The sequence below is a fragment of the Saccharopolyspora sp. ASAGF58 genome (genome assembly GCF_012277335.1).
GTDB classification, from domain to species: Bacteria; Actinomycetota; Actinomycetes; order Mycobacteriales; family Pseudonocardiaceae; genus Saccharopolyspora; species Saccharopolyspora hattusasensis.
Map to the genome: position 1 here is coordinate 5,432,518 of NZ_CP040605.1, position 24,591 is coordinate 5,457,108.

A 24,591-nucleotide genomic window follows, 5' to 3' on the forward strand; every position below is an offset into this window, starting at 1 on the left:
TCCGCACACACCCGCAGGACTGAGAAGGTGGACCATGCACTCACCGACCGTTTTCGTTGCGACCGCCGATCTCGCGGGCCAGGTACGCGGGCGCAGTGTTCCCAGCGACGCCCTCGACCGGGTGCTGCGCCGCGGCGTGGGCTGGGTTCCGGCCAACCTGGCGCTGAGCTCGTTCGGGACGATCGCGCCCAACGTCTTCGGGTCCACCGGTGACCTGCGGCTGATGCCCGACCCGGCCACGCGGGTCGACATCCCGGGCACCGACGACGACCCGGGCGTCAGCCTGCTGCTCGCCGACCAGGTCCTGCTCGACGGATCTCCCTGGCCGTGCTGTCCACGCACCTTCGCCCGCAACGCCCTGGCCGAGCTGCGGGAGCGCACCGGGCTGGTCGTGCAGGCCTCGTTCGAGCACGAGTTCATGGCGTCCGACCTCGTCGACGAGCGGCCGTTCTCGTTCGCTCGCCACCGCAATGCCGAGCCCTTCGGGTCGGAGCTGGTGAGTCTGCTGGACACCATGGGCCTGCAACCGGAGAACTGGTTGCCGGAGTACGGAGCGGGCCAGTTCGAGATCACCCTGGAGCCGACCGACGCGTTGCTCGCCGCGGACCGCGCGGTGCTGCTCAAGGAGCTGGTTCGCGACCTCGCCCGCCGCCACGGGCAGCGCGTGAGCTTCGCCCCGCTGCTCGACCCGGCCGGCAGCGGGAACGGTGTGCACGTGCACCTCTCGCTGCGCGACGCCGAGGGCCGTCTCGTCCTCCACGACCCCTCAGGCCCCGGAGGGCTGTCGGACCTCGGCCAGCGCTTCGCCGCCGGCGTTCTCGCCCACGCGCGGGCCCTGCTCGCGTTCACCGCGCCGTCGCCCACGTCCTACCTGCGGCTGATGCCGTGCCGTTGGAGCGTCGGCGGGGTGTTCCTGGCCGAGCGCAACCGGGAGGCACTCCTGCGGATCTGCCCGACCAGCACCGTCGGCGCCGCTGACCCCACCTCCCAGTACAACCTGGAGTTCCGCGCCGCCGACGCCACCGCCAACCCCTGGCTGGTCCTCGGTGTGCTCGTCCGCGCCGGGCTGCAGGGCCTCGGCGAGTCCTACGCACCGGTGCACGTCTGGCCGGAGGCCGTGACCGAGACCGAACTCGCCGAGGTCCCCGCTCTGCCCCGCAGCCTCGAAGAAGCGCTCGCCGAGCTCGAGGCCGACAAGATCGTCAGCAACTGGTTCCATCCCGACCTGCTCGCCACCCACCTCGCGGTCAAGCGCGCCGAGCTCGACGAGGTGGCCGGGCTGTCCGACCGCGAGCGCTGCGCGAGGGTCGCCAATGCCCACTGAGCTCGAGTCCGCGATCGGCGAGCTGCGCCTCGTTGACCACCACGTCCACGCCAGCCTGCGCGATCAGCCCACGGCCCCGCAGTTCGCCCAGCTGCTCACCGAGTCGGCCCGGCCGGCCGCGCCGGGCACCAGCCACCTGGACTCCCAGATCGGGATCGCCGTGCGCCGGCACTGTGCCCCGCTGCTCGGGCTGGAGCCCCACTGCGCCATGGAGGACTACCTCGACGCCCGCCGGGCACTGTCCGCGGCCGAGCTCGATGACCGTCTGCTCGCAGCGGCGGGAGTCGACCGATGGCTCGTCGACACCGGCTACCAGGGCAGCGATCTGCTGACCCTTGACGAGTTCACCGTGCGCGCGCCCGGCCGGGTCGAGGAGATCGTCCGCCTCGAGACGGTGCTGGAGACCGTGGCCCTGGGCGCGTCGGCGCAGGAGCTGCCGGATCTGTTCCGGCAGGCCCTGACCACCGCGACCACGCACGCGGTCGGCCTCAAGTCGGTGCTCGCCTACCGGTACGGATTCGACGTCGACCCGGCCCGCCCGAGCGAGGCCGAGGTCCAGCAGGCCGCGGGCCGGTGGCTGCGCGAGATCGACGCCGGGGCGTTCCCTCGCGTCACCGATCCCGTGCTGCTGCGGTTCCTGCTCTGGGAGGGTCTCGAACTCGGCCTCCCGCTGCAGATGCACGCCGGCTACGGCGACCCCGACCTCGACCTGCACCGTTGCGACCCACTGCTGCTCACGTCCTGGCTGCGAGCGGTCGAACCGCGAGGCGTAGCGATCGTCCTGTTGCACTGCTATCCGTACCACCGCCACGCCGGCTATCTGGCACAGGTATTCCCGCACGTGTACTTCGACGTCGGCCTCGCGGTCAACTACACCGGGGCAGCGTCCTCCCGCGTCGTCGCGGAGTCCCTCGAACTTGCGCCGTTCGGCAAGATCTTCTACTCCTCCGACGCCTGGGGTCCCGCCGAGCTGCACCACCTCGGCTCGGTGCTCTGGCGGCGCGGCCTCCACCGCACGCTCTCGGCGTGGGTCGAGGAGGGCGAGTGGTCCAGCCGTGACGCGCTGCGAGTCGCCACCATGATCGGCAAGGAGAATGCGGAACGTGTCTACGGAGCCGGTCGTGACTGATCCAGACCTGTGGGAGGTGCTCGACCGACACATCCACGAGGCCGAACAGCTGCGCCGCTGCCTGCACCGGGAACCGGAACTGTCCGGAACAGAGATCGGCACCCGAGACCGGGTCCTCGCCGCGCTGCCGCCCGCAGCCTCGGTCACCAAAGTCGCCGACACCGGCGCGATCGTGCGCATAGGCGGCGACGGCCCCGCGGTCGGGATCCGTGGCGAGATGGACGCGCTCCCGGTCACCGAGACCTCCGGGGTCGAATGGGCGTCCGAGCGCGCCGGGACCGCCCACGCCTGCGGCCACGACGTCCACCTGGCCGCACTCGTCGCCGTCGCACGGACCATCGAGGAGCTGCGATTGCCCACGCCGCTGCTCGCGGTGCTCCAGCCCCGAGAGGAGACCTACCCCTCCGGCGCCCGCGACATCGTCGAGGACGGTGCCCTCCAGGCGGAAGGATGCGCGGCCATGATCGGCGCGCACCTGCAGCCCGCGCTGCCGGCCGGGGTCGTAGCCTGTGTCCCCGGAAGCGTCAACGCCTCCTCCGACGAGTTCGAGATCCAGGTCCACGGCACCTCCGGGCACGCCGCCTACCCGCACCTCACCGCGGATCCCCTGCTCGCCCTTGCCCAGATCGTGGTCGCCCTGCAAAGTATCGTCAGCCGCTCGGTGGACCCCATGGCGGCGGCCGTCGTGGGGGTCTCGTCCATCTCCTCCGGCACGGCCGCGAACGTCATCCCCGGCCTCGCACGGGCCACGGGAACCATCCGCGCGATGAACGCCGAGACCCGTGAGCTGCTGCGCAAGAGGGTGCAGGCGGTCGCGGAGAACGTCGCCCGGGCGCACTCCTGCGGGGTCGAGGTGAAGATCACCCACGGTGAACCCGTCCTACACAACGACCCGCGATTGGTCGACGCTGTGGCCCGCCACCTCGGCGACCAGAGCATCGCGCTGTCGACCACCCTGCGCTCACTCGGCGCCGACGACTTCTCCTACTTCTCCGAAGTCATGCCGGCGGTGATGATGTTCGTCGGGTCCGAGACCGACGAACCGCTGCATTCCTCGGCTTTCCTGCCCTCCGATTCCGACCTCCACCTGACAGCACGAGCCATGCTCGCGGGTTACCTCGGTGCCGCCGACCTGTTGCGGGAAGAGAGCCCGCTGCGATGATCCCCGACAGGCTGGATACCTTCCTGATTAATCTGATCACTCGGAAGTCCGCACTACCGCGATCTCAAAACCGGCCTGGGACTGCCCCCGGAACTGGCCGGCGGGCCACGCCCGTTGCGCGAACCGGCGACCCCGGACGAAGACGCGAATGACTGATCGGTTGGGGCCCTGGGGTTCTGAACCCCAGGGCCCCAACCGGGTTGCGGAACTTCGGCGCATTGCCGGATCGGGTGGTCAGGCAGCCGCCTTCCTTCGTCGAACAGACCGAACCTGCGCCAGCCTGGTCGTCCGGCTCGGGCTCATTCAGCCGGGGCTACGTGCAGGTAGGTGCCGCCGTCAAATGTCTCGACGTGGACGGTGCCGCTGTCCAGGCGCGCGACGACGCGGGTGGTGACCTCGCCCGCGGCCGGCCCCGGCCGCAGGCTCGCCAGCGCCTCCCAGAGGACCCGCCCCGGATAGACGCTCCGGGCCCGGGTGAACGAAGCACCGTCCTGGGCGAACTGCCACAGCCGGGGGCAGTGCTCGATCGTGACGAGGTCGGGCCGCATCCCGTCCCACACGATGACGAGTACGCGAGCCGTTCCAGAAGCCGTCGCCGGCGCGCTCATCCGTGTTGCTCCGTGGGTTCGCCGAGCAACGTCCCGATGCGCGGGACGGCGGCCATGAGCTGCCGGGTGTACCAGTGTTCGGGTTCCAAGAAGACCTCCTCAACGGGTCCCTGCTCGACGATCCGGCCGTCCTTGATGACCAGCACGCGGTCGCAGAGATGGTGAACGACGCCGATGTCGTGGGAGATGAACAGAAGCGAGGTCCCGAGCCGGGCCCGGACCTCCGACAGCAGGTCCAGGACCTGAGCCTGGATCGACACGTCGAGCGCCGAGACCGGCTCGTCGCAGATGATGATGTCCGGCTCCGGGGCGAGCGCCCGCGCGATCGCGACCCGCTGCCGTTGCCCACCCGACATCGTGCGCGGGTAGCGGTCCAGATACTCCGCACCCAGGCCGACCTGGCGGAGCACCTGCACGACCCGTTCCTGCTGGGCCGCGGTGCCCAGTCCGCTACCGGCCAGGCTCTCCCGGACGATCCGGCCGACGCTGTAGCGCGGGTCGAACGAGCTCAGCGGGTCTTGCGAGATCAGCTGCACCCTGGGCCGGGCCGGGCGCCGGTCCCGCTCGCGCAGGGCCGTCCACGGCCTTCCGGACAGGCGGATCTCGCCGCCGTCGAGTCGGGTCAGGCCCAGGACGAGGCTGACTCGCCGACCAGCCCGACGATCTCGCCCGCGTGGACCGTGAACGAGACGTCGTCGGCCGCGGTGATCCTCCGGCTGTGCTCACGACATGCCTCCCATTCGGCGCTGTGCGTGGCACCCGATGACGGTGACCGCGATGACGGCCAGGGTGAGCGTCAGTCCCGGGAAAACGCCGGCCCACCAGGTGAGCAGGACGTCGCGGCTCTCGGCGAGCATGACGCCCCACTCAGGGGATCGGTGCTTTTGGCCCGAGGCCTAGGAAGCTGAGGCCGGAGGAGGCCATGATGGACAGACCCATGTCGAGCGTCGCCAGCACGGGGATGGTGCGTAGCACGTTGGGCAGGATGTGCCGGAGCACTACGTCGATCCGCCGCCATCCGTACATCACCGAATGGCGGGCGAAGTCGGCGTTGCGGACCACATCAACGCCCTTGACGCGGCCACGCTCGCGCTCAACGCCCTCGGCCTGCTCCGCCAGCAGTTGAAGCCGGATTCCCGGGTACACGCCATCGTCACCGAGGGCGGGCAGGCGTCGAACGTCATCCCCGACCGGGCATCGCTGCTCATGCAGGTCCCCCCGCCGGCCTGTATCACCACGCGGACGTGCTCGTCGGGCGGCGCGCGAGCACTGGCAGAGCCAGACCCGAGCGGAGCCTGGGGGCGGCGACCTAGACTGCCGAACCGCCGCCCGCCTTCATGAACTGCTAGCGGCCCGGTTGTCCTCGATGGTCGACACGGTCGTGCTGGACCTCTCCGGGCTGAACTTCATCGGTGTAGCGGGGCTGGAGCTGCTGCTGCACGCCCACCGGCAGGCCGACAGCCGCGGTGTGGACCTGCGGCTGGTAACGAGTGCCCACTGCCTGCAGCGGGCGCTGATCGCCGCAGAGCTGACCGAGGCGTTCCGGTGCTATGCCACGCTGGAGCGGGCGCTGGCCACAGTGACTGGACGCGTGCGTGACCTGTACGCCGCCGGCTGAGCATCACGCCCTGCCGATGAGCCGGGCTCGCATGCGGCGCGACCGCAGACACGCGTAGCAGCGTTCGCTTAGGACGCTGCAGGGCGGCGCGGGTCGCCGCCTCGGCACCCAGCGGGCCGTCCCTCGCTTCCGCGACCCCGCCGCTGTGCACGGCGGGCTGGACGCACGGTGGCGGCGTTCGTTCCCCTGTGACCCGCCGTACCTCCCGCACTTCGCCGCCTGAAAGTGATTGCCTCCAGTCGCCTCCACGCAATCCTCTTGCGTTTGCTCCCGTCTCGCGCCGGTTACCCGAATACAGCCGACCAAGCAAACCGAGCAAACCGGAGGGCGGCACCGTGAGCACTGCACAAACTGAACGCCAGGAAGCCGCGAGGCTTCCGGATGGGGACGTGGTTCGCGTTCTCCTGGAGCAGCACGCACGCATCCGTGACCTCTTCGCTGAGGTCAAGAACGCACAGGGCGAGCAGAAGCAGAACCGGTTCGACGAGCTGAGGGCTTTGCTGGCCGTCCATGAGACCGCCGAGGAATTGGTCCTACGGCCTATCGCCAAGAAGACGGCCGGCGAGGCCGAAGTCGAAGCGCGAAACCACGAGGAAGAGGAAGCCAACCACGTACTCGCCGAACTGGAGAAGATGGACGTCAACAGCATCGACTTCGACGCCAAGCTCGCGGATTTCGAACGTTCGGTGATTGATCATGCCGAGCACGAGGAGCGGGAGGAATTTCCCGCCGTGCGCCATGGCTGCCAGCAAGATCAGCTCAACGGTATGGGTAGTCGGCTGCAAACGGTCGAGAAGATGGCCCCGACCCACCCCCACCCCACTGCCGCGGGGTCTCCAACTGCCCAGATGCTCACCGGCCCCTTCGCAGCGATGGTCGACCGCGTTAAGGATGCGATCGGATCCGGTGGCAGATGAGGGCCAAGGACCCGTGAGTGTTTCTGGGCGCAATAGCACCTGAAAACGCTCACGGGTCCTGGCTGTGATTATCGGCTGCCCGAGATGAGGGTTGGGTGCGCACCGCGAACCAGCCATTCACGTGTTATGCCCGCCGCTTGGTAGTGGCGCGCACCCTGAACCCGCTGCTAAAACGCCAGCTCGCTAATGTAAGTGTGTGGTCCATGCCAGTGGGGCATGGGAGAATGCTGCCACGCGGCTCGGGTTCTGTGGAGCTCAAGCTGGGAGTTTCTGCAGGAGTCGCTCCCGCGCGACAATCAATCGTTTCTCCAGCTGCATGCAGGCGGCTTCCGTTTGTCCCGCCCGAAGCATTTCGACGAATTCCCGGTGGCTGGCTACGGCCACCTCGTGATCAATTAGACCCGCCGTGATGGCGGCAAGCCGAGCTTCGGTCAGCAGCTGCTTATGCATAGTGATCAGTCTTCGAGATCCGGTCAAACCCACAACTGCGGAATGGCACTGGGCATCGAGTCGAATCTGGGTAGCTCGGTCAGCCGAAGCGAGCGCTGACTGCAGTTCCTCGAGACTTCGATCGAGCAGCTGGCGGTCAGGCTGCGCGGCAGTATCGAACGAGCGCGCACCGGCCGACTCAAGATGAAACCGAGCGGTGTAGATGTCGACCAGCTGTTCACGGTCGATGCGGGTGACCGCGTGCGGCAAGCCCCGCCCCTGTCGTTGGACCAGGCCTTCGCTCTGCAGTCGCAGTAGGACCTCGCGGACGGTAGGTCTAGCGAGGCCCAGTGTCTCGCTGATTCGCCCCTCGGCAAGTGGGCTACCAGGAGCCAACGAGCCATTGATGATCTCACTACGAAGCTGCTCGACGGCCTGGTCTACCAAGCTCGTCTGCTTCAGTTTCGTTGCCGGTCGCATCACTCAGCAATACTAGCCTAGTTCCCTAGTTAGCCTGTGCTACTCCTCGCCGATCGTGCTGGTGTCGACCCTCGAGGCCCTGTGCGCCGCGGGTAGGGCAGCTGGCAGTCATCGAGGACGGCGCTTGCCTAGTAACTAGACAACTAGGTTTCCTGCGCTTATGGTCATGGGCGTGTCTCGGGCTTGCTGATGAAGCCGTCCGGATCGCACAAGTTGTGCAGCCGGGTGTTCGCCCGCTGGCGCACTCGCGCCGGCGGACCGCCTGCTGCCCCGCTAACCAGTCGAAAGGCACAACGTGAGTGACTCGACCGACGTAGCCAACACCCCGCTCTGGGGTCCGGTGACCTCGTTAGCCCTGCAGAATTCGCCGCACACCGGGCTTCGTCTGCGCGATCTGCCGGAATTCCTCCGTGCGTTCGCCGATGTAAAGCTGGCTGCGGTCCGCGCGAACCGCGACCTGGGTGTGCTGGACGCGGTTCGCGCCGAGGTCATCGCCGAGGCGGCGGGCGAGGTCGCCCGCGGCGACTTGCTGGATCAGTTTCCGTTGCGAGTGGTCGCCACCGGCGGAGGCACCTCGACCAACATGAATGTCAACGAAGTACTGGCCTCGCGGGCATCTCAGCTGCTTCCGCCCGACGTGCGGCTAACGGTTCATCCAAACGACCACGTGAATCGCTCCCAATCCACGAACGACGTCTACCCGACCGCCACAAAGGTGCTTCTCGTGCGACAGGCCATCGAGGTCGCATCTGTCCTGCGGAAACTTGCTCGCAGTTACCGACGTCAAGCAGAGCAGCACGAAGGAGTGCAGCGTTTGGGGCGCACCGGCTGGCAGGACGCGGTGCTCGTCCCGGTGTCGGAGACCCACCAGGCCCACGCTGTGGCGGCAGAGCGATTCGCGGACCAGTTCGACGTCGCGGCACAGACATTGCACGCTGTCCAGCTCGGCGGGACCGCCCTCGGGACTGGAGTTGGCGCCCCGGCTGGTTTCGCTCGCCTAGCCGTGGAGCATTTGACCGAGATCACGGGCCTACCGCTGCGGCCGAGCGCGAGCACTGTCGATGCTTACGCGCACGCTGACGGATACTCCCTGCTGGCTGACACCGCAGCCCGCTGCGCCGGCATCCTGTTCAAGCAGAGCCAGGACTTCCTAATTCTGAGCTCGGGTCCGAACGGGGGTCTCTCAGAGGTGATCCTGCCGAAGCTCCAGCCTGGGTCGTCGATCATGCCGGGCAAGGTCAATCCAGTCGTGCCGAGCATGGTGGGGCAGGCCAGTTTCTCGATCCGCGCGGCTGCTGTGGCCGTGGGCATGGCGGTCGCCGCCGGCGAGCCGGACTTCAACGCGAACGGCCCATCTGTCGTCGCGAACTTGTCCCCGGCGCTCAACGAGCTGGCCGCCGTGGTGCCTGTCTTCGCCGACCGATGCATTGACAGCCTCCACTGGAATCGGGCCCGGCTGGCCGAGCTGGCGTCACATCCGTTCGATTCCTTGATCGAGCAGGCAGAGAAGGACGGCTACGATGCGGTGGCCGGCCGCTCCGCATAGCAACTTCTTCCACTGCAATTCGCACGTTCTCTGGGGTGCAGCTCGCAGGGGCTGTACCCATGACCTTGCTTTCGAGCAGGGGACCAGTCGTAGCTCGCGGCCTTCCGGGGCAGCGGAGCACGCATGCTGAAGCAGCTCGAATCGCAGTTCGTGCCTGAAACTCTACGTTCGCCCGGCTGTGGTTCCCTCACGAAATCCTGATCAAATGAAAAAGTTGCAAAGGCGCAGCGCCGTCGTCAAGACCAGGATGAACTTCCTATTTCGCGTGATCAGCGCGATCGAGCGGGTAGGAAACAAGCTACCGAACCCGTTCTGGCTCTTTTGGATCATGGCTGGGATCCTGGGTGTAGTCAGTTTCGTACTGGCGCTGCTCGGGGTATCCGTCACGCTCCCGAACTCCGGTAAAATTGTCGAGGTCAAGAATCTATTATCGATTGAGGGGATCGGTTTTGCTGCGGAGTCTGCGCTAGACAACTTCGCTGAATTCCCTCCGGTTCCACTTGTGGTCGCAATGATCCTCGGCGTGAGCGTCGCGGAGGCGAGCGGCCTCATGACAGCGCTTCTCAGGGTCACTGTGATTCGCCTACCGGGCCGGTGGGTGACATTCGCGATCGCGTTCGCCTCCATGATCTCGCACGTCATGGGCGATTCCGCTTACATGGTGATGATCCCGCTCGGGGCGCTAGCCTTCCGTGCAGTGGGACGCAGTCCTGTACTCGGGGTACTCGTTGCATTCGTTTCAGTCTCTGCGGCGTTCAATGCGAGCCCATTGGTCACACCGTCCGCAGCGATCCGGGCCTCGCTGACAACTGCAGCTGCGCAGACCGTCGATCCGAGTGTCGTGGTCACCCCCGTTGCGACGTACTTCTACGCTGCGGTCGCGTCCTTGTTCTTGTCGATCGTCATCACGCTGGTGGTCGAGCTCGTTCTGGCGAAGCGACCCGAGTTCGGTCAATGGCCGTCGACGGATGAGGCGGTTGCGACTGCGGGAAACGGCAGCGCAACCGGCACGGTTGCCCGCGTCGAGACTAAGGATGAGCTGACCCAGTCGGATGTTCGTCTCACGACGTTGGAACGACGTGGGCTTGGGTGGGCCGGCGCAGCGTCGCTGATCTACGTCGCGGTGGTATTGACGCTCTTGCTGATTCCGGGTTCTTCACTGCTCGGCAAGGGCGGCAGCATCGTGCAGTCCGTTGTGGTGGTGAACATCGCCGTCTTCATCGGCCTGCTGTTTGCCGTTGTGGGGTTTGTATACGGCCGGGCAACGGGAAGTATCTCCTCGCTTGGAGCGCTTCCAAAAATTATGGCGGACGGGATCATTCCTATCGCTCCGGTGCTTGTTCTATTTTTTGCCGCCTCACAGTTCCTGGCCTATTTCGACTGGACTGGAATCGGCTCGGTGGTCACGGTCGAGGGTGCAGATCTCCTAAAGAAGCTAAACGCCCCACATCTGGTTGTTCTTGTCGTCATCATCTTCGCGATCGCCGTTCTGAATATGGTCATTTCCAGTGGTACCGCAATGTGGGCCATTCTTGCGCCGATTCTGGTGCCGATGATGATGTACATCGACCTCCGGCCTGAGGCGACGCTTGCAGCGTTTATGATCGGAGACTCGGCGACCGGGCCAGTAACGCCGATGAACGCATACTTCGTGCTCGCTCTAGGTTATGTTCAGAGGTATAAGAAGGATGCGGGAATTGGCACTGTGATGTCCTTCGCTATACCACTTTCGTTCGCCATCCTTCTGTGTTGGGGCGCGCTGTTCGTGATTTGGTACCTGACCGGTGTCCCGTTGGGGCCGGGGGGCTACCTCTACTGAGCAGAGGGGAGCCGGCTGTCGCCCTACCGGTAAGTGCGTATGTGAGCGGCAGATCGCACACTTTGTGGCCCGTTTCAGTAGATCCGCCCACTCCCGTGCGCTGTCGGCCTGCTTCGTGGCTACTCAGCAGTCCTTGAGTGGCGGTTTCACTGGCGACTCGGTACGCGGTGGGCCGTTGGCAGCGTGCACCTGGGCATGTACTGCCTGCTCGAGGGTCCGAAAAACGCATCTGGCCGGTTTGCTGCAACCCGCCGACCTTGGCTCAGTCGACCACGCGGTTGATCAGGTGCTTTTTCGGCCCGTACGGGCCCGCCACGCCAGCAGCAGGCTTCAGGTCTTCCGCCTTCTCTACGTCAGACATCAGCATCTCGGTCATCGGTACGTCTCCCCGGATCGGTGGGTGGTGACCGGTGACGGCGACGCTCTGTCCATCGGCGGAAACCACCTGATCCACGCCCTGCGCCAGGATTGTCACTAGGAGGGAGCGCAATTTCGTGAGAAATTGACGTTCACCCGGGTGACGGTAAATTTCTCGCGAAATCGCAACCCCACCGACGACGCGGCCGCGATCTTCCTGGTCGAGCACGGTGATCCGCTGTGGCCGTACTTCCGGTTCGTCCAGCCGGCCCGTGATCTCCCGCCAAGTTGAGTACGACGAACTGGCACCGGTCGAACGGCATCCGGAAGCTGAAAATTGGCAGATCACGTCCAACCGGGTGCGGGCCGTGCAAGCTCTTGAAGGTCGGCTACGACGCGAACCCGCTGGAAAGCGGCGAACTGGAGCGCTACGCGGTGCACCAGGTCGCGATGGCCACCCTCACCCAACCCCGCAGCGAGCAGCCAGTGCACACCGACCACCAGGACCGGGCCCGCCAGGTGCCCGGCTGCCCGGCAACGCGGAGCGGATGCGCGCGGAGATCGCCTCCGAGATCCTCGGTGTCGAGTACTTCGCGCAGGTCTTCATGGGTGGGCTCATCCCTCTTTGCCAGACTGATGTGAGACACCTCGTGTGAGTGCGGGGTTCCTGACTGCGAGCGGGATCGGAGATCCTGGTGCACGTGTCCACACAATCTGACAAGAGCAGGCCCTCATCTCCGCCCCGCCCGGTCGTACCGTACAGCGGACGCAGTTCGACGGGAGCTGTTTCGGGCGCCTCGCGTGAAAGTTATGAGGAGGCTGGCCTGCGATTGTGGCGCTGTAGGTCGACGCGGGGTCGTTGGCAGTGCGATCAGGAGATGATCACTTCGACGGCCGCGTCGGCCAGCGCGTCGCGCAGGTCCCCGGTGGGCTCGGTGTCGACGACGACGCCGGTGAGCTGGTTGAGTGGGCAGACGTGGTGGCCGGCGATTCGGCCGAACTTCTCGCTGGAGACCAGGGCGTAGGAGCGGTGGGCGTTGGCGAGCACGGTCCGGCGCACCGCGATCTCCTCGAGGTGGTAGTCGGTGAGCCCGGCTTCGGGGTGCAGGCCGCCCGAGCCGAGGAAGGCGACGTCCGGGTAGGTGTCGGCGAAGAATCCGGCGGCGGTTGCGTTCGACAGCGCGAGATCTCCGGCTCGCACGCGGCCGCCCGAGACCAGGACGTCGAGTCCGGGGCGATCGGCCAGTTCCGAGGCCACGACCAGCGAGTTGGTCAGGATAGTGGCGGACAGTCCGGGTGGGAGCGCCCGGGCCACGGCGGCGGCGGTCGTTCCGACGTCGATCATGATGATCTGGCCGTCCCGCACGAGCGAGGCGGCTGCGCGACCGATCTTGCTCTTGTTCCCGGCGCCCAGGCGTTGGCGCTGCTCGATGGGCGGTTCCTGTGAAATCGGCGGCTCGGTGCTCGCCGCGCCGCCGTGCACGCGGGTGAGGATCCCGCGTTCCTCGAGCGCCACGAGATCTCGCCGGATCGTCTCCCCGGAGACGGCCAGTTCCCGCACTAGCGTGTCCGTGCTGACGATCTGCGCGCTGCGCACCATCTCGGTGATCAGGGCATGGCGTTCTGCGGCGAGCATAGATCGGATTGTAGCTGTGGACTTCTGTGGAGCGTGTGCCTCACGTTGGAAGACCGGCGCGTCGCGGTCTTCTCGATCGAGCGCGCGCAATGCAGGCTCTCGGCTGGTCCAGCGATCTCTGATCTAGCCGGGCAACGGAACACCCGGCCTCGCGAATCCTCGAATTTGCACAAAATCACCACTTAGCACACGTAAACCCACAGGCCCACAGTGTTCGCCACACGACATGGCCGCAGGGCCTTGGTCTCCGACATCCCCGGTGCCGGTGGGGGAGGCCGACCTGCGGCCGCTGCCGAGACCAGCCTTTCCTGGAGGCACCCGCGCAGCACCCGCTGCCACCGGCGCCCCTGTCCGGGCCGACCAGCCGACCTTCAGCCATCGAAGGAAAAAGCTCATGGATCGCCACACACCTGGCAAGTACGCCGCTCTGAGCGGGTGCACGCTGCTGTTGTCCCTGGTCTACATGTCGCTGACATCGTGGTCGGTCGCGGTGAACGAACTGGCCACGAGCCTGCGGCTGTCCCCGGAAGCGGTTCAGTTCGGTTCGGCCGCGCTAATCGCCGGGTACGCGATCGGCGGCTTCGTGCAGGGCAAGCTGATCGAGCGGTTCGGTTGGCGGCCGACGTTCACCGGGGTGATCATCGCGTTTCTCATCGCATCGGCGCTGATCCCGGTGGTGCAGAACTACGGCGTGATCCTGCTCCTGCGCTTCGTGCAGGGATGGGGCTGCATGGTCACGGTCACCAGCGCGGTGGTCAGTTCCTGGTTCCCGACGCGGGAACGCGGCCTGGCCATCGGGGTGCTGCTCGGCGCCATCGGCCTGGGGTCGGCATTGGGAGGTTACGTCGCGGGCGTGCTCACCCCGGCCATCGGTTGGCAGAACACTTTCTGGTTGATCAGCGCGGCGACTGTGTTCGGAGCTGCGCTTTTCTACGCACTGGTCCGGCAGGCGCCACCTCTGGAGGAGGAACGGACGCTCGCTGCTGCCGGACCTGCCCTTCGCACTCGCAGCATCTACCGGGAGCCCAAGCTGTGGCTGCTGGGCCTGATGGTGATGTGCTGTTTCTTCAACGCCTACGGCATGTACGCCTACCTCGCGCAGTACCTGTACACCCTCGACTACACCTCGGCGCAGGTCGGCCTGGTAGTCCTGCTGAACGGCCTGATCGCGGTCGTGTCGACCCCGGTCGGTGGCTGGATCTCCGATCGCCTGGTGGCTCGCAAGGGGGCGCTGCGGGCACGCACCTGGACCAATGCGTGGGTGGCGCTCCTAGTGGCTGCGGTCGGCTGCGCGCTCGTCCCGCACGTCGCCCCGCTGGGTCTTGGTGCCGCCGTGCTGATCGCGGTGGTGGCCGGCTGGGGAACACCGGCCACCAATGGTCCTGGACTGTCGTTGCCGTCGGACCTGTTCGGTAGTGCCGCCGCCGGCCCCGGCGTCGGTCTGGTCCTGCTGGTCGCCGGTGCCGGCGGGATCATCTCGCCGATCCTGGTGCCCTACATCGCTTCGGTCAGCAACTGGACCGTCGGCTGGTACGTCACGGCGGGCGCCGCAGTGGTCGGTCTGCTGATCAACCTCGTGCTGGGGTCCGAGCGGTCGTCTCAAACGGCCGACGAGCGACCACTCATTACCGCCAAGGAGGCGTGACGTGTCGAAGTACGTGATGACCTACGACTGCGGGACGACGTCGCTGAAAGCCGCGTTGATCGACCTCGAGGGGACCGTCGTCGCAGAGGCGAACGAGACCTACGCGCTGCGCCAGCCCCAGCCCGGGTGGGCCGAGCAGGATCCCGCCGAGTTGTGGGAGGCCGTGTGCCGGGCGAGCCGCCGGCTCATGTCCCACTCGGCGGCGGAGGACGTCGTCGCCTGCGTCTTCGTGGCGCCGTGGAAGAACATCATCCCGGTCGATGCCGACGGAGTCGTGCTGCACGATTCGATCATCTGGCTCGACTCGCGGGCGATCGAGCAGGCGGCCCGGCTCAACGAGGCGGTCGGGGAGTTCGTCGGTACCGGGCAGGAGTACTGGCCGCGTCTGCTGTGGCTCAAGGAGAACGAGCCCGAGATCTGGCATCGCGCTGACAAGATCATCGGGCTGAACACCTACCTCAAGTGGCGGGCCACCGGGCGGTTCGTGACCGAACCCTCCGACGACTTCATCCGGTCGCCCAAGCCCGAGGTCGCCGATCTGTACACCCGCATCATCAAGGCGGCCGGCCTCGTGGAGGACCTGGGGAAGTTCCCGGAACAGACCCGCTCGACCGATATCGTGGGGTCGCTGACCGCTGCGGCTGCCCGCGATCTCGGCCTGCGTGAAGGCGTGCCGGTGCTCGGCGGGTTCGGCGACCTGCCTGCGATCACCGCGGGGGTCGGACGATCCGGCTTCAACGACGTCCACATCTACTTCGGGACGTCGTCGTGGTTGGTCAGCGTCGTGCCCGATCGCAGTTCGCTGGACGCGCCGCTGAACTTCAGCTTCGACGCTGATCGAGAGGGCGCGGTGTTCGCGCTGCAGACCGGCTGCCTGGCCTATGACTGGGCGACCGAGCAGCTGTACCGGGCGGAGAAGGGCGTCCTCGGCGATTCCCTGCACGACTTTCTGGCGAAGGAGGTGGCCTCGGTCGAGCCCGGATCGCTCGACCTCGTCGCGACGCATTGGCTGGCCGGTGAACTGCCGCCGCTGTCCAAGAACGCCAAGGGGATCTTCCTCAACCTGACGACCTCCCACGACCGCCGGCACATGCTGCGGGCCGTCATGGAGAGCATCTGCTACACGCACCGGATGAACCTCGAACGGTTCTCGCGGAGCACCGGCGCCCAACTGGAGAGCATCCGCGTGGTCGGCGGGGGAGCGACCAGTGGGGTCTGGATGCAGATGCTCGCCGACGTCCTCCAGATGCGTATCGAAGTTCCCCGGGCACCGCGCTACACCGGCGCTCTGGGGGCCTACTACTGCGCGATGATCGGGTTGGGCCAGATCGCCGACTACGACTCGATCGTCGACGAGGTGCCCATCGAGCGGGTGTTCACCCCGAACCCGGAAAACGAGGCGGTCTACGACCGGCTTTACGACGTCTACCGCCAGCTTTCCCCGGCGCTGCGGGATGTGTTCGACCAGCTCAACGGCAAGTACTGAACCAGTTGGAGCGTGTTTCCACGTGCGTATCTTCATGACCGAGTTCCGCCAGGAGAGCAATTCCTTCAGCCCCGTCCGCTCGACCCTGGAGCAGTGGCGCCAGGGAGGGATCCTGGATCCGGAGCAGGTCCACGAGTCCCTGGCGGGCAAGCCGTGCGCCATCGGCGGAATGATCCAGGCCCTGGAGGACCACGCGGCCGACGCTGAAGTCGTGCACGGGACCGTCATGTTCTCGCAGAGCGGGGGCATCGCAGAACAAGCCGTCATGGACCACTACCTCGAGCGACTGATTCCGCAGATCGAGGCCTGCCTGCCGCTGGACGGGGTGCTGTTGTCGTTCCATGGCGCCCTGCAGACGACCGAGTTCGACGACCCCGAGGCGGAGATCACGCGGCGGGTTCGTGAGATCGTGGGCGACCGATGCGTGATCGCGACCTCGACGGATTTGCACGGCTACATCTCGCAGGACCTCGTCCGGGACGCCGACCTCATCGTCGGGTACCAGACCTACCCGCACGTCGACTTCTTCGAAACCGGTTATCGCACGGCGAAGTTGGCGTTGGAGGCGATCACCGGCGGCACGTTGGAGATGGCTTGGGTACCGATCCCGATGATCGTCTCCGCGTCCGCGTACAACACACTCGAAGGCCCGTTCCGGGATTTGATCGAGCACGGACGTGCGATGGTCGACGAAGGTCGCATCATCGACTTCACCGTCTACCAGATGCAGCCCTGGTTGGACCTGGCCGAGGGCAATTCCTCGGCCGTGGTCATCGCAGCGGACCGGGAATCAGCTGCGGCCGGTGCCCGCGAGTTGGCTCAGCGGCTCTACGCAGCGCGCCACGAGTTCACCCCGAACCTGATGTCGATCGACGAGATCATCGACCTCGCCGAGGACCCCGACACACCGAAACCCGTGATCCTGGTTGACTCCGCGGACTCGTGCAACGCCGGTGCTCCCGGGGACAGCATGGCCGTGGCCGCGCGCCTGCTGGAGCGCGGGTCGCAGATTCGCGCGGCCACGGTGGTCAACGATCCGGCAGCAGCCGCCGAAGCGCACCGGATCGGAATCGGCGGGCGCGCAACTTTCGAGGTAGGCCGCGCACACGACCCGAACGCCGTCTCGATCAAGGCCGAGGGCTACGTCCGCTCGGTCCACGATGGTGAGTTCGCGCAGGAAGGCCCGGCCGGCCGAGGAATGATCAATCGCATAGGGACGACCGCGGTGTTGCGGTTCGGCACCCTCGACACCGTCGTCTGCGAGTGGATGGCGGGAAACGGCGACCCGCAGCTCTACCGGGCCTTCGGGATCGAGCCGACCTTGTACGACCTCGTGGTGGTCAAGGCCAACACGTCGTTCCGCGCCGCCTACACCAAGTTCGCGGGACTCATCTGCGAAGCCGATACACCGGGATCGGCCGCGGCCGACCTGAGCCGATTGGACTTCCGCCGGTTGCCGAAGTCGATGTACCCGTGGACCGATACCGACGAGATCGAGTACCCGGTGCATTTCGGCCGGGACCGCTCGACAACCGGCCGTCGGGCCTAGCCAGGCCGCGATCACCGGGACGAGCGCGCGGGGGAGTGGCTGCGTACCCGATGACACGCTGCGCTCTGCGGCGATCTTCGCGGTAAACCACGCTTCCAGCACGACTCGGATCGCTGCTGTGAACGCCACCCAGCCTGCGATGATCACGTCGGGTGTACTTGATTTGATGCAGCGCCGCAGATCGACCCGCGATTCGAGGGAGTCCCATGTCAAACCCGAGCCCTCCGCCTTCCAGGCCTAATAAGCACGATCCGGCGACGCTCGCCTTCCAGACCCAGACGGTGCACTGCGGGAATCAGGCTGACGTCGGCACGGGTGCAATCCGTACACCGATCATCATGGCGAACTCCTACGCCCTGCCAGCGGACCCGTACACGCTTGACCCGGACAACCCTGACCTGCTCGTTTACACACGTGAGTCCGGCGCGAACCAGCTCGCGCTCCAGAGCAAGCTCGCCACCCTCGACGGAGGCGATGACGCGGTCGTGCTGGGCACCGGTGTGGCGGCTTTGCACGCCATGTTCTTTACTCACCTGAACGCCGGGGATCACGTCATCGTCTCCGATGTCACTTACAGCGCCGTATGGCGGTTGTTCTCCGAGCTGCTGCCCGTCAAGTCGGGTATCGAGGCGACATTCGTCGACGTCACGGATCTTGATGCCGTGCGTGCGGCGATTCGTCCCACCACGCGGATCATCCACACCGAGGTCATCGCCAACCCAACCGTAAAAACAGCCGACATCCAGGCCCTGGCAGACATCGCCCATGCGGAAGACGCGCTTTTGACAGTGGACTCCACCTGCACGCCTCCACCGATGTTCCGTCCGCTGGAGCACGGCGCCGACCTGGTGGTGCATTCCCTGACCAAGTACATCAACGGGCACGGCGACGCGATGGGCGGAGCCGTCATCGGGCCGCGGGAACTGATCCTCCCGATCAAAACCGAGGCCATGATCAACGTGGGCGCTGCCATATCCCCGTTCAACGCATGGCTGATTTCCCGCGGGTCGATCACGCTGCCACTTCGCCTGCGTCAGCACCTCGCCAACGCCCAGCGCGTGGCGGAGTTCTTGGACGGCGACCCCCGCGTGCTGCACGTCGCCTACCCGGGACTGCCGTCACACCCGCAGCACCGGCTCGCCAAGCGGCAATTCGGCGGACAAGGCTTCGGCGCGATGATCGCATTCGCTCTCGACGCCGATCATGACACCCGCAATGCCTTCGTCAACAGCCTGCGGCTGATCACCTCCGCGGTGTCTCTGGGCCACGACGAGACCCTCATCGTCTACGAGGACACCCCCGCCGGCCGTGCCGCGATGTTCCCCGAGGTGTTCCGCACCCACGGCCTGCTACGTCTGGCGGTGGGACTCGAAGACCCCGATGACCTCATCGCGGACCTGGCTGCAGCCCTGGACACGGCGGTGCCCGCTCCCTGACGCAGACGGACCGGCTCAGTGCGCGCCAGACGACGAATTGGGCTTACGTACTCGTCGGTGATCACATCCCGCGGGCGTCCGACCCGAGAACTGCGGTCACCTCGGGAACCGGCATCAGATGCTCGCCGAGCAAGCGCTGCAGCCTGTCGCTGTCGTGGTCATCGAGTGCTCTGACGATGCCCCGGTGCTGTCCGTCGATGACTGGGACCCGGGCCGGGCTGGACTCGAGCGCCCGGAGCCCGACACGTTGTTGCCGCGCCTGCAAGGTGTCGTACATCTCGGTGAGCACCACATTTCCGTGCGCGCTCACCATCGAGCGGTGGAACCGCCAGTTCAGCTGGACGGCCTGGAGCCAATCGAGCGCGCGCTCGGCCTCCTCCATGAGATCGAGAAGTTCATGCATCTCCAGAGGGGCGCCGACGCGGTCTGCGCACAGCGCGCTGCCAGCGTGCCGTTCGATCAACATCCGAGTCGCGTTGACCTCGTCGAGCTCGCGGGCAGTGACCACGTGCACCTGCGCTCCCTTGCGGGGCAACAGGTCGATGAACCGCTCGGCGTGGAGGCGGTGGAACGCTTCGCGCACCGGCGTGCGGGAAGTGCCGACGGACTCCGCGACCCACACCTCATCGAGGAAGGTGCCCTCGGCCAGCCGGCCGGTGAGGATCCCATCGCGCAACCAGTCGTAAACCCGCCCTGCGGCGGGCCGCTGGCGCCGCGAATCGACCTGACTGGGTGCATCGACAGCCATGATTTGCCTCCTCGACTTGGCCGTTCCCTCCTCAACATACTGGACACCCCCTGTACTCCTCGTGTATACACGAGGAACACACAAGCTGCGTGTGGGTCTCGCCTCTCCTTTCCCGCTATGTGGAATGCCGTCTGGCGGGCGATCAAGCGCTCGAGTTACCGAGGAGTCGTAATCCTGTGAACCAACGCATCCCGAATTACCGCTTCGCCGTGTGGCTGTCCGACCCGAACTGTGCTGCCGCCGAGATCGCTCGCCACCTCGGTTATGGTGCTGTTGTCCTCGACATCGAGCACGGCGCCTTCGGGCTCGCCGACCTGGAAAGATTCACGCCGTTTCTGAAGGCGCTCGGTCTCGACGTGCTCGCGAAGGTCCTCGCGCCCGAACGGGCGCCGATCCAGCAGGCACTGGACTTCGGAGCTGACGCCGTGGTGCTCCCGCACATCAAGAGTGCCGCGCACGCCAGAGAGGTGACCGCATTCGCCAAGTTCCCACCGGCGGGAGACCGCAGCCTGGCGGGAGGCCGCACCATCGGATACAGCCCTTACACCGACGAGTGGCTGGCGGCTGAGGACGCCCGCATCCGCTGCTACCCGATGATCGAGCATGCCGGTGCCCTCGCCGAGGTGGGGGCCATCCTCGATCTTCCGACTGTGGACGGGGTGTTCGTCGGTCCCGGTGATCTGTCGGTGCGGCGTGACCGCGGTGCCTATTCCAGGGACGCTGGCGACTTCGCCGATCAGCGCACGATCGCCAATGCTGCGCGGTCGGCCGGTAAACACTGGGTCATGCCGGCTTGGAATGAGGACGAGAAGAAGTTCGCACTGGAGCACGGTGCGCATCAACTGGCTCTAACCATGCAGCACGACGCGTTACGCGTCGGGCTCAGCGCCGCGTTCCACGAAGCATCCGCGCTCGCCGAGGAGGTCTCGTCGTGAGCATGTCCGAGGTCTCCGCCGAGGTGGCGGCACCGAGTCGTGTTGGCCGGGTCCGTTGGAAGATCGCCGGCGTGCTCGGCATCGGTGCCTTCGTCAACTACATCGACCGCGTCAATCTCTCTGTTGCGGCTCCGGAGATCATGCGTGACTTCGACATCTCGGCCGCACAAATGGGGATCATTTCATCGGCGTTCTTGTGGACTTACGCCGTCCTGCAGATGCCCATCGGATCGGTCATCGACAAGATCGGCGTGCGCTGGGTCAACCGGGTCGGTGTCACCCTCTGGGCGCTGGCCTCATTCCTCTCGGCGGCGGCCGGTGGTCTCGGCCTCGTGATCATCGCCCGCCTGATCCTCGGCATCGGTGAGGCACCGTCGGTTCCTGCGGCGTGGAAGGCGATCGGGCAGTGGTTCCCCAAGCAGGAACGGGGCACGGCCACAGCCATCTTCGATGGTTCCTCCAAAATGTCGAACGTGCTCGGGATCCCGATCATGGCCTTTCTCGTGTCGGCGTTCAGCTGGCACGCGGCGTTCATCTTCACCGGTGTGCTGAGCGTGGTCTTCCTGCTGGTCTGGTGGCTCCTCTACCGCACGCCCAAGCAGGCACTCGCGAGCGGACGTCTCACCGCGCAGGAATACGCCCTCATCAGGGATGGCGGGGCCGAGGACGAAGACGCCCGAACAAGTGGATCGCTCAACGGTCTCGGGTATCTCCTCCGGCGCAGGAAGACGTGGGGCCTGACCTTGGGGTTCGCCTCATACACCTATGCCTACTACGTCCTGCTGACGTGGCTGCCGGGCTACCTCGAGAAGCAGTTCGGCGTGAATCTGCTCAAAGGTGGCCTTTACACGATGGTTCCGTGGTTGGTGGCGGTCATCGCGCAGTTCCTCATCGCCGGAGTGCTGATGGATCGATGGATCGCTCGCACCGCACAGGCCACGCGGGTACGCCGCATCATCCTCATCACCAGCATGCTGACCTCGCTAGCGGTCGTCGGCGCGGCTTATGCGAACTCTATTACTGTCGCGATCACTTTCCTCTCGATCGGTGCCGCCGGTCTGGCCGTGTCGGTTCCCGCAGGCTCGAGCATCGTGTCCTTGATCGCTCCCCACGGATACACCGGGACCATGGGAGGAATCGTCAACTTCATCGCCAACACGATCGGAATCGCGGCGCCCATCGTCACAGGAATCGTGGTGGACAGCACCGGATCGTTCGCATGGGCTTTCATCGTCACCGGATTCGTGATCGTGGCCGGAATCATCAGTTACACCCTCGTCCTCGGACGGATGGACCGCATCGACCCGCCTCCGGCAGCTGTGACCGCCGCACGCCCATGAGTGAGCTGAAGAGACAGGACCAACGAATGCTCCCCATCGCTGTGGCCCAGTTCGCCCCCACCAGCGACAAGAAATGCAATGCCGACAAGATCAGCGACCACGTGCGGTCCGCGGCTGAGGCTGGTGCGCGTGTGATCGTGCTTCCTGAATTCGCCATGTTCTCGGTTCCGGGAATGGATGAGCGGTTCCTGCGGTCAGCCGAACCCCTGAGCGGTCAGTTCGTCCGGAGCTTGGGGCACTTGGCTGCAGCCCACACCATCACGATCGTGTGCGGCTTCAACGAGACCAGCGACGACCCCGACCGCATCCACAACACACTCGTCGCGATCAACGAGGACGGACGCATCGCAGCGACCTACCGCAAAGTGCACCTCTATGACGCGTTCGGGTACACCGAGTCCACCCGGGTGCGGCCGGGCAAGATCGACAAGCCCGAGCTCTTCGAAGTCGACGGCATCCGGTTCGGCATGCAAACCTGCTACGACGTGCGTTTTCCCGAGGTGACCAGGCGGATCGTCGACGCTGGCGCGGACGTGCTCTTGCTGCCCGCTGCTTGGGTGCCGGGCCCCCTCAAAGAGGATCACTGGTCCACTTTGGTGCGAGCACGGGCCATCGAGAACACCATGTATGTGGCTGCCTGCGGCCAAACCGCGCCAGGAGGCGTCGGCCGAAGCACGATCGTCGACCCGATGGGTGTGCAGCTCGCCTCACTCGGCGAGGCGGACGGAGTCGCCGTCGCCGAAGTCTCTGCCGATCGGATTGCCGAAGTTCGTGCCACCAATCCGGCCCTCGAATTACGGCGGTTTGCTGTCATCGAACGTTGAGCGAGTCCGTGGTCATCCAATCGAGCCGCGGTCAACCCAGTTCGCCGGTATGTCATCACCTGGTGACTTCGGTGCGCTGTTGGACGCGTACGACGCCGTCGGCGACACCGCTTCACCGCCCGGTGTCGCCGACGGCGTCATCAATGCTAAATCAGGTGGACTCTCCGCAGCGCTAACGACTGCGGCTTGGTCGGCAATCGGGCAAGTCGTCTCGGCAAACTGCGGTCGGCGACGATCATCAGCCTGTTGACTTGCGCAATCTACAAGAACGGCCGTCGGATGCCGAACAGTCGGATCGCGATTTCTCAGCCTTCGACGAGTACCGGCTGGTCGTGTGGGTTGTGATGGAACTGGCCGCCTCCAGCGGTTTAGGGAGGGACTCAGGCGTTGGGGGTGAGGTCGGTGAGGAGGGTGTCGAGGACCAGTTCTTCTTCGACTGCTTTGCCGGTGTTGCGCAGGGCCTCGGTGAGGTCAGCGTCCCATCGGGCGGTCACCTGGTTGCCGGTCAGGTCGTGGCCGCGTGCCGCGACCGCCAGGTAGGACTCCGTGTCGAAGCGCCAGGGGCGTGCGGGGAAGCGGTCCAGGACGGCATTTGCGATGCGCAAGCCGCCCCAGTCGAAATCGCCGTGGTAGCGGAGTTCGGCTCCCGCTTCGGTCAGCAACCGCAGCAGGTGAGTCACCGCTGCAACCGGCTGGCCGTTGGTGCAGATCAGCGGTCGGCATGTGCTCCCGAGGCGGTCGGCTGCGGCCGTGACCACCACCGGGTTTTCGCACACCGACACCAGTTGCTCGGTGAATACGGGGGGATCGCGGACCAGTTGGCGCAAGGTCAACACCACCGGCTGTCCGGCCTCGTGCCAGGCGGCCAGCGCGCGGCCGGTCGCCGTGCGGTCGTCGCCAGGCAGGCCCAAGGTCAACACGGTGCTTGACACGTCGTCACGCAGCAGGCCGACCGAGGCCCATACCTCGTGCCGCCATTCGGAGCCGCTGCCGTTCGGGATGCCTGTCAGAGCACGTGCGGCCCCGAGTGCGAGAGTCGCGAGGGGGCCCTCGTCCAGGGCATGCGCACGACCTGTTACCCGTGCTGCGAAGTGCCCCAGCGGCTCGCCATCGGCAGGCAGGTTCCGAACGACCCCAGCTAGATCGTGCAGAATCGGGCCGGCGACTTTTGGGCTGCCCGCGAGCCTGCGGACCAGGCCAGTATCGCGGATCGCCGAGTACCAGTCGGCGAGTTGCTGGCCGACCACTTCTTCCAGCGGGGCGAACGCATCCTGCCAGGCTTGCGCCAGTTTCGCTGCAACCGCTGCCTTTTCGGACACCGGTCCGGTGAGCGCTACGACCGCGGCCGCCAAACCATCCTCGCAGGCACCTGATCGGCGCAACACATCGTCGACGGTGTCCAGTAACACCGTTACCTTGCTACCAGCACGTGGGCGGCGTCCTAGCAGCCGGTGCACGGCGGCACGTTGGGCGGCGGTCGCGTCAGCGAGCGTGACCGTGCCGTGCAGGGTTTGGCCTCTTTCCATTCGGGTGCGGATCCGGTTGACCAGCCAAGCCAACTCAGGATCGCCGAGCAGCCGTCGCAGCCGATCTTGATCCAACG

General features: G+C 66.0%; 23 protein-coding genes and 1 pseudogene. 14 read left to right on the forward strand and 10 right to left on the reverse strand.

The annotated features are described in order from the left end of the window. Nucleotides 1–34 precede the first annotated feature (34 nt). From FDZ84_RS25610 to FDZ84_RS25620, 3 genes are read left to right on the forward strand one after another with little or no spacing between them, the layout of a single operon-like run. Complete coding sequence (locus FDZ84_RS25610) at nt 35–1,324, forward strand: glutamine synthetase family protein (protein WP_168587952.1); 1,290 nt, start codon at nt 35–37, stop codon at nt 1,322–1,324. Continuing rightward, nucleotides 1,314–2,453, forward strand: coding sequence for an amidohydrolase family protein (locus FDZ84_RS25615; RefSeq protein ID WP_168587953.1), 1,140 nt, complete (start codon nt 1,314–1,316; stop codon nt 2,451–2,453). Before FDZ84_RS25610 ends, FDZ84_RS25615 begins: the two co-directional genes overlap by 11 nt. Continuing rightward, nucleotides 2,446–3,615 carry a M20 family metallopeptidase gene (locus FDZ84_RS25620; protein WP_210435107.1) on the forward strand — a complete coding sequence of 390 codons (1,170 nt, stop codon included), beginning with the start codon at nt 2,446–2,448 and terminating at the stop codon, nt 3,613–3,615. The genes FDZ84_RS25615 and FDZ84_RS25620 overlap by 8 nt, the downstream gene beginning before the upstream one ends. A 299-nt stretch (nt 3,616–3,914) precedes the next feature. Here the strand turns inward: FDZ84_RS25620 and FDZ84_RS25625 are convergent, their stop codons facing one another. The 4 genes from FDZ84_RS25625 to FDZ84_RS38025 all read right to left on the reverse strand — a co-directional run bounded on the left by FDZ84_RS25625 (nt 3,915) and on the right by FDZ84_RS38025 (nt 5,369). After that, a complete protein-coding gene (locus tag FDZ84_RS25625; protein ID WP_168587955.1) occupies nt 3,915–4,223 on the reverse strand; it encodes a hypothetical protein in 309 nt (102 codons plus the stop codon). After that, the gene (locus tag FDZ84_RS25630) at nt 4,220–4,855 is read right to left on the reverse strand and encodes an ATP-binding cassette domain-containing protein (RefSeq protein ID WP_210435753.1); all 636 of its coding nucleotides are present in this window, start codon (nt 4,853–4,855) and stop codon (nt 4,220–4,222) included. Before FDZ84_RS25630 ends, FDZ84_RS25625 begins: the two co-directional genes overlap by 4 nt. A gap of 90 nt (nt 4,856–4,945) precedes the next feature. Beyond that, entirely contained in the window at nt 4,946–5,080 is a 135-nt protein-coding gene (locus tag FDZ84_RS40115; RefSeq protein WP_256413565.1) for a hypothetical protein, read from the reverse strand. 10 nt (nt 5,081–5,090) lie between these two features. Further along, the gene (locus tag FDZ84_RS38025) at nt 5,091–5,369 is read right to left on the reverse strand and encodes an ABC transporter permease subunit (RefSeq protein WP_210435108.1); all 279 of its coding nucleotides are present in this window, start codon (nt 5,367–5,369) and stop codon (nt 5,091–5,093) included. Here FDZ84_RS38025 and FDZ84_RS40120 point away from each other — a divergent pair. Continuing rightward, nucleotides 5,356–5,841, forward strand: coding sequence for an STAS domain-containing protein (locus FDZ84_RS40120; protein WP_168590343.1), 486 nt, complete (start codon nt 5,356–5,358; stop codon nt 5,839–5,841). The two genes, FDZ84_RS38025 and FDZ84_RS40120, sit on opposite strands and share 14 nt — an antisense overlap. 335 nt (nt 5,842–6,176) lie before the next feature. Then, nucleotides 6,177–6,758: a hemerythrin domain-containing protein gene (locus tag FDZ84_RS25645; RefSeq protein WP_168587956.1), complete on the forward strand. Its 582-nt coding sequence runs from the start codon at nt 6,177–6,179 to the stop codon at nt 6,756–6,758. A 255-nt stretch (nt 6,759–7,013) separates the two neighbouring features. Here FDZ84_RS25645 and FDZ84_RS25650 read toward each other — a convergent pair whose 3' ends face one another. Both FDZ84_RS25650 and FDZ84_RS41015 read right to left on the reverse strand, forming a co-directional pair. Beyond that, nucleotides 7,014–7,457, reverse strand: coding sequence for an FCD domain-containing protein (locus FDZ84_RS25650; protein ID WP_246868418.1), 444 nt, complete (start codon nt 7,455–7,457; stop codon nt 7,014–7,016). A gap of 15 nt (nt 7,458–7,472) precedes the next feature. Further along, nucleotides 7,473–7,667, reverse strand: a pseudogene (locus tag FDZ84_RS41015) (GntR family transcriptional regulator); the annotation flags it as partial. A gap of 295 nt (nt 7,668–7,962) precedes the next feature. Here FDZ84_RS41015 and FDZ84_RS25655 point away from each other — a divergent pair. Both FDZ84_RS25655 and FDZ84_RS25660 read left to right on the forward strand, forming a co-directional pair. Further along, on the forward strand, nt 7,963–9,213 hold the full coding sequence (locus FDZ84_RS25655) for a lyase family protein (RefSeq protein ID WP_168587958.1): 1,251 nt from the start codon (nt 7,963–7,965) through the stop codon (nt 9,211–9,213). 205 nt (nt 9,214–9,418) lie between these two features. Beyond that, nucleotides 9,419–11,032 (forward strand): AbgT family transporter, encoded by a 1,614-nt coding sequence (locus FDZ84_RS25660; RefSeq protein ID WP_168587959.1) that lies wholly within the window; start codon nt 9,419–9,421, stop codon nt 11,030–11,032. Between the two features lie 262 nt (nt 11,033–11,294). Here the strand turns inward: FDZ84_RS25660 and FDZ84_RS38030 are convergent, their stop codons facing one another. Both FDZ84_RS38030 and FDZ84_RS25670 read right to left on the reverse strand, forming a co-directional pair. Next, nucleotides 11,295–11,618, reverse strand: a complete 324-nt coding sequence (locus FDZ84_RS38030) for a hypothetical protein (RefSeq protein ID WP_210435825.1) — start codon at nt 11,616–11,618, stop codon at nt 11,295–11,297. Between the two features lie 642 nt (nt 11,619–12,260). Beyond that, entirely contained in the window at nt 12,261–13,025 is a 765-nt protein-coding gene (locus FDZ84_RS25670; RefSeq protein WP_168587960.1) for a DeoR/GlpR family DNA-binding transcription regulator, read from the reverse strand. A gap of 394 nt (nt 13,026–13,419) precedes the next feature. Here FDZ84_RS25670 and FDZ84_RS25675 point away from each other — a divergent pair, with 394 nt between their 5' ends. From FDZ84_RS25675 to FDZ84_RS25690, 4 genes are all read left to right on the forward strand, one after another. Beyond that, the gene (locus FDZ84_RS25675; RefSeq protein ID WP_168587961.1) at nt 13,420–14,670 is read left to right on the forward strand and encodes a nitrate/nitrite transporter; all 1,251 of its coding nucleotides are present in this window, start codon (nt 13,420–13,422) and stop codon (nt 14,668–14,670) included. A gap of 1 nt (nt 14,671) precedes the next feature. Continuing rightward, on the forward strand, nt 14,672–16,156 hold the full coding sequence (locus FDZ84_RS25680) for an FGGY-family carbohydrate kinase (RefSeq protein WP_210435109.1): 1,485 nt from the start codon (nt 14,672–14,674) through the stop codon (nt 16,154–16,156). Between the two features lie 34 nt (nt 16,157–16,190). Beyond that, nucleotides 16,191–17,705 (forward strand): M81 family metallopeptidase, encoded by a 1,515-nt coding sequence (locus tag FDZ84_RS25685; protein ID WP_168587962.1) that lies wholly within the window; start codon nt 16,191–16,193, stop codon nt 17,703–17,705. A gap of 206 nt (nt 17,706–17,911) precedes the next feature. Then, a complete protein-coding gene (locus FDZ84_RS25690; protein WP_168587963.1) occupies nt 17,912–19,141 on the forward strand; it encodes a PLP-dependent aspartate aminotransferase family protein in 1,230 nt (409 codons plus the stop codon). A gap of 61 nt (nt 19,142–19,202) precedes the next feature. On the opposite strand, the gene FDZ84_RS25695 is transcribed toward FDZ84_RS25690, so the two are convergent. Next, nucleotides 19,203–19,889 (reverse strand): GntR family transcriptional regulator, encoded by a 687-nt coding sequence (locus FDZ84_RS25695; RefSeq protein ID WP_168587964.1) that lies wholly within the window; start codon nt 19,887–19,889, stop codon nt 19,203–19,205. 176 nt (nt 19,890–20,065) lie between these two features. Between FDZ84_RS25695 and FDZ84_RS25700 the strand changes: the two genes are divergently transcribed. The 3 genes from FDZ84_RS25700 to FDZ84_RS25710 all read left to right on the forward strand — a co-directional run bounded on the left by FDZ84_RS25700 (nt 20,066) and on the right by FDZ84_RS25710 (nt 22,988). Beyond that, on the forward strand, nt 20,066–20,824 hold the full coding sequence (locus FDZ84_RS25700; protein ID WP_168587965.1) for an HpcH/HpaI aldolase/citrate lyase family protein: 759 nt from the start codon (nt 20,066–20,068) through the stop codon (nt 20,822–20,824). A 71-nt stretch (nt 20,825–20,895) separates the two neighbouring features. Next, complete coding sequence (locus tag FDZ84_RS25705) at nt 20,896–22,164, forward strand: MFS transporter (protein ID WP_246868419.1); 1,269 nt, start codon at nt 20,896–20,898, stop codon at nt 22,162–22,164. A gap of 26 nt (nt 22,165–22,190) precedes the next feature. After that, complete coding sequence (locus FDZ84_RS25710; RefSeq protein WP_168587966.1) at nt 22,191–22,988, forward strand: carbon-nitrogen hydrolase family protein; 798 nt, start codon at nt 22,191–22,193, stop codon at nt 22,986–22,988. 380 nt (nt 22,989–23,368) lie between these two features. Here FDZ84_RS25710 and FDZ84_RS25715 read toward each other — a convergent pair whose 3' ends face one another. Then, nucleotides 23,369–24,589, reverse strand: coding sequence for a TIGR02679 family protein (locus tag FDZ84_RS25715; protein WP_168587967.1), 1,221 nt, complete (start codon nt 24,587–24,589; stop codon nt 23,369–23,371). Nucleotides 24,590–24,591: the final 2 nt, after the last annotated feature.